The following is a 13,187-nucleotide window of genomic DNA, read 5'->3' as shown; positions in this document are numbered from 1 at the left end:
ATGGCTTTGTGTACGTCGACCGCGATGACGCCGGCAACGGGACGCTGGCGCGGACGCGTAAGAAATCGTTCTGGTGGTATAAGAAGGTGATTGCCAGCAACGGGGAAGATTTGGCGTAATGGCCCGGAGCGTTGACGCGAGCGGCCACGCCCCCGCAATTGTCTCGTATACACAGCTCCCCGGCGACAGTGATCAGATAGGAGGGAGATGTATTTGGATTGATCACTCCGTTGCGCTCCTTTTCAGCTATCGCCACATAAATTGTACGGGCGCAGGGAGCGCGCAAGGGGCGGCCAGTCGCCGCCGCCCCCTGCACCCCCGGGCTCTGGCGGCAAAATCGCCGCTACGCGGTTCCCTCAGCTTATCCCTTACGGCTTTCGGGTCGGGCGCGAGGTAACATCCCTGTAAAGCCGCGCCCTCAGCCCACATCCCTGTGGGCTGCCCCGGCCTTCAGGGAACGCTTCGGCGATTTAGACGCCACTAACACCAGTGCGGTCTTTTAGTTAACAGCAAAAACCAGAATTACTGAAACCGATGAGTCTCTACGCCAAATCTTCCCCGTTGCTGGCAATCACCTTCTTATACCACCAGAACGATTTCTTACGCGTCCGCGCCAGCGTCCCGTTGCCGGCGTCATCGCGGTCGACGTACACAAAGCCATAGCGTTTGCTCATTTCACCGGTCGACGCCGCCACCAGGTCAATGCAGCCCCAGGTGGTGTAACCGATCAGCGGTACCCCGTCTTCAATGGCATCGCCCATCGCGCGGATATGTTCGCGCAAATAGCTGATGCGATAATCGTCGTCAATCTGGCCGTCGGCGTTCACCACGTCCTTCGCGCCCAGTCCGTTCTCCACCAGGAACAGCGGCTTCTGATAGCGGTCGTACATCATGTTCATGGTGATGCGCAGGCCGAGCGGGTCGATACCCCAGCCCCATTCGCTGGCCTCAATGTACGGGTTTTTCAGCGACTTCACGATGTTGGCGGCGTTGGTGTTGTTGGCATTCATATCCGCCGATGCGCAGCGTGAGGCGTAGTAGCTGAACGACACAAAGTCGACCGTGTGCTTGAGCGCTTCATCGTCGCCAGCTTCTTTGGCGATGGTCACGCCTTTCTCGCGGAACACGCGCGCCGAGTAGGCCGGGTAGCGGCCGCGCGCCTGCACGTCGATAAAGAACAGGTTTTCGCGATCTTTCTCCAGCGCCGCCCACACATCCTCCGGCTTGCAGGAGTAGGGATAGAAATTGCCGCCCGCCAGCATGCAGCCCACCTGGTTTTGCGGATTCACCTCGTGGGCGATTTGGGTGGCCAGCGCGCTTGCCACCAGCTCGTGGTGTGCGGCCTGGTACTTCACCTGATCCTGATTTTCGCCCTCCTCAAACACCAGCCCGGCCCCGGAGAACGGGCTGTGCAGCATAATGTTGATTTCATTGAACGTCAGCCAGTATTTCACCAGCCCGTCAAAGGCCTCAAAACAGGTGCGGGCGTAGCGGGTAAAGAACTCCACCATTTTGCGGTTGCGCCACGAACCGTATTCGGTCACCAGGTGCATCGGCACGTCGAAGTGGCACAGCGTCACCAGCGGCTCGATGCCGTACTTTTTGCACTCGCGGAACAGGTCGCGGTAGAAGGCGATGCCTTCCTCGTTAGGCGTCAGCTCATCGCCCTTCGGGTACAGACGGCTCCAGGCGATGGAGGTGCGGAATACGCCGAACCCCATTTCCGCCATCAGCGCGATATCTTCTTTATAACGATGATAGAAATCGATCGCCTGGTGGCTGGGGTAAAACTCATCGTCGCGCAGGGCGAAACGCTTCTCCTGGCCCAGCTTAACCGGCAGACGGTTCACGCCGTGCGGGATCATATCTACCGTGGTCAGCCCTTTGCCGCCTTCAAGATAAGCCCCTTCGGCCTGGTTAGCGGCAATCGCGCCGCCCCAGAGAAAGTCTTGTGGAAATGTCGACATGCGTTACCTCGCTAAAATCAGGAAATAGGTGTAGCGGCTGCGTTAGCAGGCGTTGTCGCCTGGCGCTTGCGCGCTTCGGCGGCGGCGTCTTCAACCGGAATATCTTCAAAGCCGAGGATCAGCGTCAGGATGAACGACAGCACCACCGCCAGCGCCATCACGCCAAACACCCACACAATGGTCATCGGGTTCGCCGGGTCGAAGAACTGCACGCTGGTGAACAGCCCCGGTGCGGCCATGGAGTGGCTGGCTAACCCGGCGATACCGGCGACGGCACCACAGATAAAGCCGCTAATCAGGCTGGCAATCAGCGGGCGCTTCAGACGGACGGCGACCCCGTACAGCGCGGGTTCCGAAATACCGGCCAGAATCGCCGATGCGGCGGCGGCCAGCGCGGTCTGGCGCAGCTCTGGGTTTTTCGTTTTCCACGCCACCGCCAGCGATGAACCGCCGAGCGACAGGTTGGCGCCGATTTCTGACGGCATCACCATCCCTTCTTTGCCGGTTTCGGCGATGGTCTGAATAATGGTCGGCGTAAACACGCGGTGCATCCCGGTCATCACCAGCAGCGGCCACAGCGCGCCCATAATGGCGACCGACAGCCAGCCCAGATAGCCGTGAATGGTGTATACCAGCGCGGAGATGGCGCTACCGATCCAGATACCAATCGGGCCAATCAGCAGGATCGCCAGCGGCGCGGCGATCAGCACGATCAGCATCGGCTTGAGGAAGTTTTTGGTCACCGCCGGGGTGATCCTGTCGACCCAGCGTTCAATGTAGGAGAGGCACCAGGTCATCACCAGCGCCGGGATCACCGTGTAGGTGTATTTCACCGCGGTGACCGGAATGTAGGCGAACTCGACGTGCTCGCCCTGGGCGGCCTTCGCCATCAGCTCAATAAAGCTTGGGTGCACCAGCACGCCAGCGATAGCGATCGCCAGCGACATGTTGGTTTTGAATTTTACCGCCGCCGACGCCGCAACCATCAGCGGCAGGAAGAAGAACGCCCCGTCGCCGATCACCGTCAGGATGGTCAGCGTTGGCGCGCCTTTCGGCAGCACGCCGGTCATCTCGAGGATCATCGCCAGCAGCTTAACCATCGATCCGCCGATAATCGCTGGGATCAGCGGCGACATGGTGCCGATCAGCGCGTCCAGGATCCCCGCGCCAATACGGCGTGGCGTAAGCTTCGGTTTTCCAACCGGAGCGGGCGGCTGCATGTCGTTCGGCAGCAGGCTCACCACTTCGCGGTAGGCCTGCGAAACGGTGTTGCCGATGATCACCTGGCACTGGCTGTCGGTACGTACCACGCCCATCACGCCGCTGATGCCTTTAAGCGTGGCGCTATCGACCTGGGTATCGTCTTTCAGCACGAAGCGCAGACGCGTCATGCAGTGCGTGACGGCGGCGATGTTACCCGCGCCGCCAAGCGCGCTCACTACGGATTGCGCCAGAGCCGCATAATTTTTAGCCATCGGAAAATCCTGTTTTATCAGTAGGGTACTTATCGTTCATCAGCGGAATTTTTTAGCGGATGAAACGTTGCATAGGAAACCGGTTCCACATAATCATCAGGTGTTTATTTTGTGACTACAAGATATAAATTTTGTTTTTAATTAATTCGTGAAACCGATCACATCAAATGGTGGTGGCGAAAAAGACAGCCGTTTCGTCATTGCTGAAAATCGCCAGACGGTGAAGTACACTGCAGCCAGATAATTGCTTAAGGGTATGAATATGACGACGATGCTGGAGGTAGCACAGCGGGCCGGCGTATCGAAAGCCACCGTGTCTCGGGTGCTGTCGGGCAACGGTTACGTCAGCCAGGAGACCAAAGATCGGGTGTTTCTGGCGATTGAAGAGAGCGGCTACCGGCCCAATCTGCTGGCGCGTAACCTGGCCACGAAAAAAACGCAGACCATCGGGCTGGTGGTGACCAACACCCTCTATCACGGCGTGTACTTTAGTGAACTGCTGTATCACGCGGCGAGCATGACCGAGGATCAGGGCCGCCGTCTGGTGCTGGCGGACGGTAAACACAGCGCCGAGGACGAACGTGAGGCGATTCAGTATCTGCTCGATCTGCGCTGCGATGGCATTATTATTTATCCGCGTTTTTTAAGCGTCGATGAAATTGACGACATTATTCAGCAGCAGCAACAGCCGGTGCTGGTGATTAATCGTCGGCTACGGCGAAATAGCAGCCACTGCGTGTATTGCGATCAAAAAACCTCCAGCCAGCAGGCGGTGGAAAAACTGATTACGCTGGGCCACCGTGATATTGCTTTTATTACCGGTTCGCTGGATTCACCCACCGGGATTGAACGTCTTTCCGGGTATAAAGACGCGCTGGCGAAGCACGGCATTGCGGTGCGTAATGAGCTGATTGTGGAAGGAAAATGGACGCCCGCTACCGGCGCGGCAGGCGTTGATACCCTGCGGGAGCGGCAGGTGACATTCAGCGCGCTGGTGGCCAGTAATGACGATATGGCGGTAGGGGCAATTAAACGTCTTCACGCCCACGGAATAGCGGTACCACAGCAGGTATCGGTTATTGGCTTTGATGATATCGCGCTCGCGCCGTATATGATTCCAGCGCTTTCAAGCGTGCGCATTCCGGTTACGGAAATGATCAAAGAGACCATCCATCGCCTTATCTTTATGCTCGACGGCGGTGATTTTAAATATCAACAAACCTTCCCCGGCGAATTGATTGAGCGCGAGTCCATCGTGGCAGGGCCGCATCGCTAATGTCGTCAGCTGTCATCGTCATAAGTGACGATGACAGCCTGTTCCCGCAGACACTTCTAAAAATAGTCTTACTAATCAATCAACTAAAAGTTGGCTCGAATAATGCATTCTCCCGCGCAATCACTGTCATAGCTGGAGAAGTTGATGAACCGTTTCATCATCGCTGATGCGAGTAAATGTATTGGCTGCCGTACGTGCGAAGTCGCCTGCGTGGTATCTCACCAGCAGGATCAGGACTGCGCCGCGCTGACGCCGCAGTCTTTCCTGCCGCGTATTCACGTTATTAAGGGCGTAGATGTCTCTACCGCCACCGCCTGTCGTCAGTGCGAAGACGCGCCGTGCGCCAACGTCTGCCCGAACGGCGCGATTATCCGTGATAAAGGGTTTATCCACGTCATGCAGGAACGCTGCATTGGCTGCAAAACCTGCGTAGTGGCCTGCCCGTACGGCGCCATGGAAGTGGTGGTGCGTCCGGTGGTTCGCGACAGCGGCGCAGGGCTGAAGGTGCGTGCGGAAAAAGCGGAAGCCAACAAGTGCGACCTTTGCTTCCACCGCGAAGAAGGCCCTGCCTGTATGGAAGCGTGCCCGACGCACGCGCTGTTCTGCGTAGACCGCAGCAAGCTGGAACAGCTGAGCGCGGAAAAACGCCGTCGCGCTGCGCTGGAAAGCGCCGCGTCTATCTCTCTTTAATCATCCTTCATTTCTCTTTTAACAGGTCTGTTACTGATGAAAAAAATCACGAGTGTATGCCCTTATTGCGGTGCTGGTTGCAAACTGAAGCTGGTCGTCGACCACGGCAAGATTATTCGCGCCGAGGCGGCTGATGGGCAAACCAACCAGAACGAGCTGTGTCTGAAAGGCTACTATGGCTGGGATTTCCTTAACGATACTCAGCTGCTGACGCCGCGTCTGACGCAGCCGATGATCCGCTATGAAAAAGGGGGCAAATTTACCCCCGTGAGCTGGGATGAGGCGATTCGCTACACCGCGAAGCGGCTAAGCGATATCAAAGCCAAATACGGGCCGCGCGCCATTATGACCACCGGGTCATCGCGCGGTACCGGTAATGAAACCAACTATGTGATGCAGAAATTCGCCCGCGGCGTGCTGCATACCAACAACGTCGACTGCTGCGCGCGTGTGTGCCACGGCCCGTCGGTGGCCGGGTTGCAGGATGTGCTGGGTAACGGCGCGATGAGCAACAGCATTGGCGATATTGAAAATTCCCGCTGCCTGCTGGTCTTTGGCTACAACTGTGCCGACTCGCACCCGATCGTGGCGCGTCGCGTCATTAAAGCCAAAGATAAAGGCGCGAAAATTATCGTCTGCGATCCGCGCAAAATTGAAACCGCGCGCATCGCCGACCAGCATTTACAGCTGCGTAACGGCAGCAATATGGCGCTGGTGAACGCCTTCGCCCACGTGCTGCTGGAAGAAGAGCTGTACGACAAAGAGTACGTCGCGCGTTACACCACCGGGCTGGATGAGATGCGCGAGGTGGTAAAAGACTACGCGCCGGAAGCGGTGGAAGAATTAACCGGGCTGTCCGCCGCGCAGATTCGTCAGGCAATGCGCACCTACGCCGCCGCGCCGTCGGCGACCATCATGTGGGGCATGGGCGTCACCCAGTTCGGCCAGGCGGTCGACGTGGTGAAAGGGCTGGCTAGCCTGGCGCTGCTGACCGGCAACCTCGGGCGTGAAGCCGTTGGCGTCGGCCCGGTTCGCGGGCAGAACAACGTGCAGGGTGCCTGTGATATGGGCGTGCTGCCGAACCAGTTCCCCGGCTATCAGGACGTGGTGGATCCACTGGTGCGCGAGAAGTTTGCCAACGCCTGGGGCATCGACGCCAGCCTGATGGACGACAAAGTTGGCGTGCGCATTACCGAAGTGCCGCATCTGGCGATTGAAGGGAAGGTGAAAGCCTACTACATCATGGGCGAAGATCCGCTGCAAACCGAAGCCGACTTAGGGCTGGTGCGCAAAGGCTTCGAAGCGCTCGATTTTGTGGTGGTGCAGGATATCTTCATGACCAAAACCGCCGAGCAGGCGGACGTGCTGCTGCCCGCCACCTCCTGGGGCGAGCACGGCGGCGTCTTTACCTGCGCCGACCGCGGCTTCCAGCGCTTCGAAAAAGCCATCGAACCTGCCTATAACGTTAAGCGCGACTGGGAGATTATCAGCCTGATCGCCCGCGAAATGGGCTACCCGATGCACTACGACAACAACCAGCAAATCTGGGACGAAATGCGCGAGCTGTGCCCGCTGTTCTACGGCGTGACCTACGAAAAAATGGGTGACATGGGCCACGTGCAGTGGCCGTGCCCGACGCTGGATCACCCCGGCACGCCCTACCTGTATGAAGGTAATCAGTTTGCGACGCCGGACGGCAAAGGGCATCTGTTCGCTGCGCCGTGGCGCGCGCCGGCTGAGAGCCCGGATGCCGACTTCCCGCTGGTGCTGTGCACCGTGCGTGAAGTGGGGCACTACTCCTGCCGTTCGATGACCGGCAACTGCGCCGCCTTGCAGTCGCTGGCCGATGAGCCAGGCTTCGTACAGATGAACCCGCAGGACGCCGAACGTCTCAAGGTGCAGGACAAACAGCTGGTCTGGGTCTCCTCGCGCCGCGGCAAGGTCATCAGCCGCGCGAACATTAGCGAACGCATCAACCACGGCAGCGTATACATGACCTACCAGTGGTGGATTGGCGCCTGCAACGAACTGACCCAGGATAATCTGGACCCTATCTCCAAAACGCCGGAAACCAAGTACTGCGCGGTGAAGGTCGAGGCGATTGAGGATCAGCGCTGGGCCGAAAATCATGCGCTACAGAGCTATCAGTCGATGAAAATGCGCCTGAAAGCCGCGGTACACGGGTAATCATAATGAGTGCAAACGGCGTGCAGATCCGCATCTGCGGAAAAGTACAGGGGGTGGGCTTCCGCCCCTTCGTCTGGCAGCTGGCGCAGCAGCGCGGCTGCCGGGGCGATGTCTGTAACGACAGCGCGGGGGTACTGCTGCGCCTGTACGGCGATGAAGTGGACTTCATCGCCGCGCTGTACCAGCACTGCCCGCCGCTTGCACGCATCGACAGTACCCAGGTCGAGCCGTTCGACTGGCCGACCATCCCGACCGATTTTACTATCCGTCAGAGCGGCGCCGGGGCGATGAGTACGCAGATCGTCCCCGATGCGGCGACCTGCCCGGCCTGTCTGGCGGAGATGAACAACCCGCAGGAGCGGCGCTACCGCTATCCGTTTATCAACTGCACCCACTGCGGGCCGCGCTTTACCATTATCAACGCCATGCCCTACGACCGTCCTTTCACGGTGATGGCGGCGTTCCCGCTCTGTCCGCAGTGCGCGGCGGAGTACCGCAACCCGTATGACCGTCGCTTTCACGCCCAGCCGGTGGCCTGCGCCGACTGCGGCCCGTGGCTGAGCTGGCAGAGCGGCAGCCAGCGCGCGGCGAAAGAGGCGGCGCTCAAGGCGGCGATTACGATGTTAAACGCCGGCGGCATCGTGGCGGTGAAGGGCATCGGCGGCTTCCATCTGGCCTGTGACGCCGGCAACCCGCAGGCGGTGGCAGAGCTTCGCGCGCGTAAACATCGCCCGGCAAAACCGCTGGCGGTGATGTTACCGAACGTCGACGCGCTGCCGATGGACGCCCGTTCGCTGCTGACCACGCCCGCCGCGCCGATTGTGCTGGTGGATAAAGCGCGCGTAACGGGCCTCTGCGACGCCATCGCCCCGGGCCTGGCCGAAGTGGGCGTGATGCTGCCCGCCAACCCGCTCCAGCATCTGCTGATGCAGGCGCTGGGCCGCCCGCTGGTGATGACCTCCGGCAATCTGAGCGGTAAACCGCCGGCGTTAAGCAATGAACAGGCGCTGGCGGATCTCGCCGACATCGCCGACGGTTTTCTGCTGCATAACCGCGACATCGTCCAGCGTATGGACGACTCGGTGGTGCGCCAGAGCGGCGAAATGCTGCGCCGTTCGCGCGGCTACGTGCCGGACGCGCTGCCCCTGCCGCCGGGCTTTCGCGACGTGCCGCCGACGCTGTGCCTCGGTGCGGACATGAAAAACACCTTCTGTCTGGTGCGCGGCGATCAGGCGGTGGTGAGCCAGCATTTTGGCGACCTGACCGATGACGGCGTCGAAGCCCAGTGGCGGCAGGCGCTGAATGTAATGCAGGCGATTTACGATTTTACCCCGCAGGCGGTGGTTGCCGATGCGCACCCGGACTACCGCTCCTCGCTCTGGGCGGAGGTCAGCGGGTTACCGCAGCAGCGGGTGCTGCATCACCATGCGCATATTGCCGCCTGTCTGGCGGAGCACGACTGGCCGCTCAACGGTGGCGATGTGATGGCGATGGCGCTGGACGGTATCGGCATGGGGGAAAACGGCGCGCTGTGGGGCGGCGAGTGCCTGCGCGTCAACTATCGGGAGTGCGAGCATCTGGGCGGCCTGCCGCCGGTGGCGCTGCCGGGCGGTGACCTGGCGGCGAAACAGCCGTGGCGCAACCTGCTGGCGCACTGTCTGGCATTCGTCCCTGACTGGCAGGCGTTTGCGGATACTCAACTCTTGCAGACGCAAAACTGGCCGCTGCTGCACCGGGCGATCGCGCGCGGGCTGAATAGCCCGCTGGCCTCCTCCTGCGGCCGACTGTTTGACGCGGTAGCCTGTGCGCTGGGCTGCGCACCGCTTGCGCTGAGCTATGAAGGGGAGGCGGCGTGTCGCCTTGAGGCGCTGGCGGCAACCTGCCCGGGCGTCGCCCATCCGGTGACCATGCCGGTGCGTGAGGGCCAGCTTGACCTCGCCACCTTCTGGCAAACCTGGCTGCGCTGGCGGGCGACCCCCGCGCAGAAAGCGTGGGCGTTTCACGATGCGCTGGCCGGCGGCGTGGCGACCTTAATGCGTCAACATGCGGAACCGTCGGCAATTTCCACGCTGGCGTTCGGCGGCGGCGTGCTGCACAACGCGCTGCTGCGCGCGCGGCTTATGCACTATTTACACGATTTCACTTTGCTCTTTCCGAAGCGGTTACCCGCGGGCGATGGGGCGATTTCATACGGGCAGGCCGTGATTGCGGCGGCTCGTCATCAGCTTTAAAGGAGTTATTCATGTTGTGGAATGTTCTTCGTCAACAGCCGCGGGCGTCGCTGCTGGTGTTGGTTCTGGTGTTAGCGAACCTGCTGGCCTGGGGCTGGGCGTGGCAGGCGTTTGGCCATAACGGCGCGCTGATGGCCGCCAGCCTGCTGGCGTGGGGCTACGGCCTGCGCCACGCGGTTGACGCTGACCATATCGCGGCGATCGATAACGTCACCCGCAAAATGATGCAGCAGGGCAAACGTCCGTTCGGCGTGGGGGCCTGGTTCTCACTCGGCCACTCCTCCATCGTGGTGCTGGCGTCGGTGGCGATTGCCGCCACGGCGACCGCCTTCCAGCATAAAATGAGCTGGTTCCACGATACAGGCAGCATTATCGGCACCACGGTTTCTGCCGTGTTCCTGCTGGCGATGGCGCTGGTGAACCTGGTGATTCTGCGCGGCGTATGGCGCAGCTTCCAGGCGTTGAAAAAAGGCGAATCGGTTTCCGCCGACGTACCGGTAACCGGCGGGCTGATGAACGCGCTGTTCAGCCGCACTTTCCGCCTGATCGGCAAAAGCTGGCACATGTATCTGGTCGGCTTCCTGTTCGGCCTTGGCTTTGATACCGCCACCGAAATCGGCGTGCTGGGTATCTCCGCCGCCAGCGCCTCCAGCGGGATGTCGATGTGGTCGATTATGGTCTTCCCGGCGCTGTTCGCCAGCGGCATGGCGTTGGTCGATACGCTGGATAATATTCTGATGGTTGGCGCCTACGGCTGGGCCTTCAATAAACCGCAGCGCAAGCTGTACTACAACATGACCATCACCGGTGCTTCCGTGGTGGTGGCGCTGTTTATCGGCGGGCTGGAAGCGCTGGGGCTGATTATCGATAAGTTCGATCTCTCCGGCGGTATCTGGAGCGGCGTATCGATGCTGAGCGATAACCTTGGCAACGCGGGCTTTGTGGTGATTGGCCTGTTTGCGCTGTGCTGGCTGGTGTCGATGGTGAACTACCGCTGGCGTAACTATGATGCGCTGGTAGTGCGGTAAGTATTGAGCCGTTCCCGGCGTCGCTGCGCGCGGCCCGGCTACCTTACAAAGGTAGCCCCGGCGAGCCCCCCCCCGCCGGGGACACCCCCCCACCCACACCCAAAAAAAGCCCCGGGGCACCGGGGCAAAATCAGACTTCAGTACTTCCATGTGCTTGAGGGTTAAGTAAAACAGTGGACAGAGCGTAGACTTCTTAACTGGCGAGCGACTTCAACAAACCAAATGCTTCTTTCATCCGCTCTTCGCTGACCACGAAGGCGCGCAGCTGCTGGCCTTCGTCGTAGCCCTGCGCCAGCATACCGTCGGCGCGGGTTTCAATGGTCCAGTTCAGATCCTGACGACGGGTTTCCCCGGCCAGATGCAGCGGCAGATCCGGCGTTTTCACCTTCACCAGCATGTTCGGCAGCTTCAGCTCGCCGGGCTGGCCGAGAATGTTTTTCGCCAGGCACATGGCGCTTAACAGAATCGGCTGCAGGAACGGCATCACCGTCCCGTTAATTTCCGCACAGTCGCCCAGCGCGTAAATATCCGGGTGGCTGGTGCGCAGGGTGCTATCGACCTTCACGCCCCGGTTAATCTCAAGGCCCGCCATCCGCGCCAGCGCCGTTTCCGGACGCAGGCCGGTGGCGGCTACCACCGCATCAACCTCAATGTGGCGGTCGCGGTCAAAGCGGGCGCGAATGCCGGTCGCGGTCTGTTCCAGCGACTGAAGCTGGGTTTTCAGCAGCAGATGAATGCCCATGTCGGTCAGGCGATGCTGTAAACGGCTGCTCACTTCCGGCGGCATCAGCGACGCCAGCACGCTGGCCGAGTTGTCGACCACGGTGACCGCTTTGCCAGCGCGGCAGAAGTCCATCGCCAGCTCGCTACCAATCAGCCCGCCGCCGATAATCAGCACCCGCTTCGCATCGCGCAGCGTACTCTGCGCGGCGCCGAACTCTTGCTGGCTGTTGAGGGTCAGCATCAGCTCCTTGCCCGGCACCGGCGGCACCATCGCCGCCGCGCCGGTGGCCAGTACCAGTTTGTCGTACTGCCATTCATGGTTCTGGCTTTTCACCACGTGGGCGTCGGCATCAATACCGGTCACCCAGGTCTGCGGGAACAGGTTGAGGTTGTACTGCTCCGCGAACTCACCGGCGGTTTGCAGGGTGAGGTCGGCGGCGGTCTGCCCCCGGCTCACCACGTGGCTTAAGTCCGGTTTGTTGTATTCGTCGATGCTGTCGGCGGCGATGAGCGTCAGTTTGACGCTCCCATCCTGTTTACGGATGTTTTTCACCAGCTGGCGGGCGGCGAAGCCCGAGCCGATAATCACAATGCCATGATTCATTTTGCCTCCGTTGCCAGTACGTCAAAGACGTCTTTACCTAACGAGCATTCCGGGCACAGGAAGTTATCTGGAACGTCAGTCCACGGAGTACCCGGCTGGACGTCCTGGTTTGGTTCGCCTTTCGCTGGGTCGTAGATCCACTGGCAGACGCTGCACTGCATGCTTGGGCCGAGGTCGGCTGCTGCCGCGGCGGCACAGGCGCACGCTTCTTTCGCTGTGGCTGATGCGGTGTTCATTTCCGGCAGCGGCGCCAGCGCCCACTGACGGGCGATTTCACGGCCGTGCTGACGGCACACTTCCAGCGCGTCAACGTCCGGACGCCATTTGGCTTTCAGGCTCAGCGACATTTCGAGACCAGCATCCTGTAAGCGGGTAGACAAACGGTCAACCGCGCCGCCGCTCCAGCCGTGAGAACCGAAGGCGCTGGCGCGTTTGTTGCGGAAACGCAGGCCGGTCATCTCTTCCACCAGGCCGGCGATTTTCGGCATCATCACGTTGTTCATGGTTGAAGTCCCTACCAGCACGCCTTTGGAACGGAAGACGTTGGTCAGGATTTCGTTTTTATCGCTGCGGGCGACGTTAAAGATTTTTACCGCCACGTTCGGGTCAACTTCGTTAATGCCCTGGGCAATGGCGTCCGCCATCATGCGGGTGTTGTTGGACATGGTGTCGTAGAAGATAGTGATGCGATCTTCCTGATAGTCCGCCGCCCATTTCAGGTACAGCTCAACGATCTGCGTTGGGTTATCGCGCCATACCACGCCGTGGGAGGTGGCAATCATATCCACCGGCAGGTTGAAGCCGAGGATTTCAGTAATTTTCGGCGTCACCAGACGGCTGAACGGGGTCAGGATGTTGGCGTAGTAGCGCTGGCATTGTTCGAACAGTTCGGTCTGATCAACTTCGTCGTTGAACAGGCGTTCGTCGCAGTAGTGCTGGCCGAAGGCGTCGTTGCTGAACAGCACCGCGTCGCCGGTCATGTAGGTCATCATGCTGTCCGGCCAGT

Annotated in this window: 10 protein-coding genes; 6 read left to right on the top strand and 4 right to left on the bottom strand. The window is 60.2% G+C overall.

Annotated elements, in window-relative coordinates; all coding sequences use genetic code 11:
* A partial coding sequence (locus ACK5JN_RS00665) for a family 1 glycosylhydrolase (RefSeq protein ID WP_416868379.1) occupies positions 1-119 on the top strand: 119 nt, incomplete at its 5' end.
* A gap of 423 nt (positions 120-542) precedes the next feature.
* On the opposite strand, the gene ACK5JN_RS00660 is transcribed toward ACK5JN_RS00665, so the two are convergent.
* The gene (locus ACK5JN_RS00660) at positions 543-1,967 is read right to left on the bottom strand and encodes a 6-phospho-beta-glucosidase (protein WP_416868378.1); all 1,425 of its coding nucleotides are present in this window, start codon (positions 1,965-1,967) and stop codon (positions 543-545) included.
* A 17-nt stretch (positions 1,968-1,984) separates the two neighbouring features.
* Positions 1,985-3,442 (bottom strand): PTS cellobiose/arbutin/salicin transporter subunit IIBC, encoded by a 1,458-nt coding sequence (gene ascF / locus ACK5JN_RS00655; protein WP_416868377.1) that lies wholly within the window; start codon positions 3,440-3,442, stop codon positions 1,985-1,987.
* A 262-nt stretch (positions 3,443-3,704) separates the two neighbouring features.
* Here ascF and ACK5JN_RS00650 point away from each other — a divergent pair, with 262 nt between their 5' ends.
* From ACK5JN_RS00650 to ACK5JN_RS00630, 5 genes are all read left to right on the top strand, one after another.
* Positions 3,705-4,718 (top strand): LacI family DNA-binding transcriptional regulator, encoded by a 1,014-nt coding sequence (locus ACK5JN_RS00650; protein WP_416868376.1) that lies wholly within the window; start codon positions 3,705-3,707, stop codon positions 4,716-4,718.
* A gap of 144 nt (positions 4,719-4,862) precedes the next feature.
* Complete coding sequence (hydN, locus tag ACK5JN_RS00645; protein WP_416868375.1) at positions 4,863-5,408, top strand: electron transport protein HydN; 546 nt, start codon at positions 4,863-4,865, stop codon at positions 5,406-5,408.
* A 36-nt stretch (positions 5,409-5,444) separates the two neighbouring features.
* Positions 5,445-7,595: a formate dehydrogenase subunit alpha gene (fdhF, locus tag ACK5JN_RS00640; protein ID WP_416868374.1), complete on the top strand. Its 2,151-nt coding sequence runs from the start codon at positions 5,445-5,447 to the stop codon at positions 7,593-7,595.
* A 5-nt stretch (positions 7,596-7,600) separates the two neighbouring features.
* Positions 7,601-9,826 (top strand): carbamoyltransferase HypF, encoded by a 2,226-nt coding sequence (gene hypF, locus ACK5JN_RS00635; RefSeq protein WP_416868373.1) that lies wholly within the window; start codon positions 7,601-7,603, stop codon positions 9,824-9,826.
* An 11-nt stretch (positions 9,827-9,837) separates the two neighbouring features.
* The gene (locus ACK5JN_RS00630) at positions 9,838-10,854 is read left to right on the top strand and encodes a HoxN/HupN/NixA family nickel/cobalt transporter (RefSeq protein ID WP_416868372.1); all 1,017 of its coding nucleotides are present in this window, start codon (positions 9,838-9,840) and stop codon (positions 10,852-10,854) included.
* Between the two features lie 193 nt (positions 10,855-11,047).
* Here ACK5JN_RS00630 and norW read toward each other — a convergent pair whose 3' ends face one another.
* Entirely contained in the window at positions 11,048-12,181 is a 1,134-nt protein-coding gene (norW, locus tag ACK5JN_RS00625) for an NADH:flavorubredoxin reductase NorW (protein WP_416868371.1), read from the bottom strand.
* Positions 12,178-13,187 (bottom strand): rubredoxin (locus ACK5JN_RS00620; RefSeq protein WP_416868370.1); only part of this gene is annotated, 1,010 nt, incomplete at its 5' end. The genes ACK5JN_RS00620 and norW, both read right to left, overlap by 4 nt.

The sequence above is a fragment of the Kluyvera sp. genome (genome assembly GCF_047971185.1).
Lineage (GTDB): Bacteria > Pseudomonadota > Gammaproteobacteria > Enterobacterales > Enterobacteriaceae > Kluyvera.
Note: the sequence above shows the minus strand (reverse complement) of the source record. Positions and strands in the feature narration are given on the sequence as shown.

What these genes read in the sequence shown, in the direction of transcription:
- ACK5JN_RS00660 (WP_416868378.1), bottom strand. Translation starts at nt 1,967, where the DNA reads ATGTCGACATTTCCACAAGACTTTCTCTGGGGCGGCGCGATTGCCGCT.
- ascF (WP_416868377.1), bottom strand. Translation starts at nt 3,442, where the DNA reads ATGGCTAAAAATTATGCGGCTCTGGCGCAATCCGTAGTGAGCGCGCTT.
- ACK5JN_RS00650 (WP_416868376.1), top strand. Translation starts at nt 3,705, where the DNA reads ATGACGACGATGCTGGAGGTAGCACAGCGGGCCGGCGTATCGAAAGCC.
- hydN (WP_416868375.1), top strand. Translation starts at nt 4,863, where the DNA reads ATGAACCGTTTCATCATCGCTGATGCGAGTAAATGTATTGGCTGCCGT.
- fdhF (WP_416868374.1), top strand. Translation starts at nt 5,445, where the DNA reads ATGAAAAAAATCACGAGTGTATGCCCTTATTGCGGTGCTGGTTGCAAA.
- hypF (WP_416868373.1), top strand. Translation starts at nt 7,601, where the DNA reads ATGAGTGCAAACGGCGTGCAGATCCGCATCTGCGGAAAAGTACAGGGG.
- ACK5JN_RS00630 (WP_416868372.1), top strand. Translation starts at nt 9,838, where the DNA reads ATGTTGTGGAATGTTCTTCGTCAACAGCCGCGGGCGTCGCTGCTGGTG.
- norW (WP_416868371.1), bottom strand. Translation starts at nt 12,181, where the DNA reads ATGAATCATGGCATTGTGATTATCGGCTCGGGCTTCGCCGCCCGCCAG.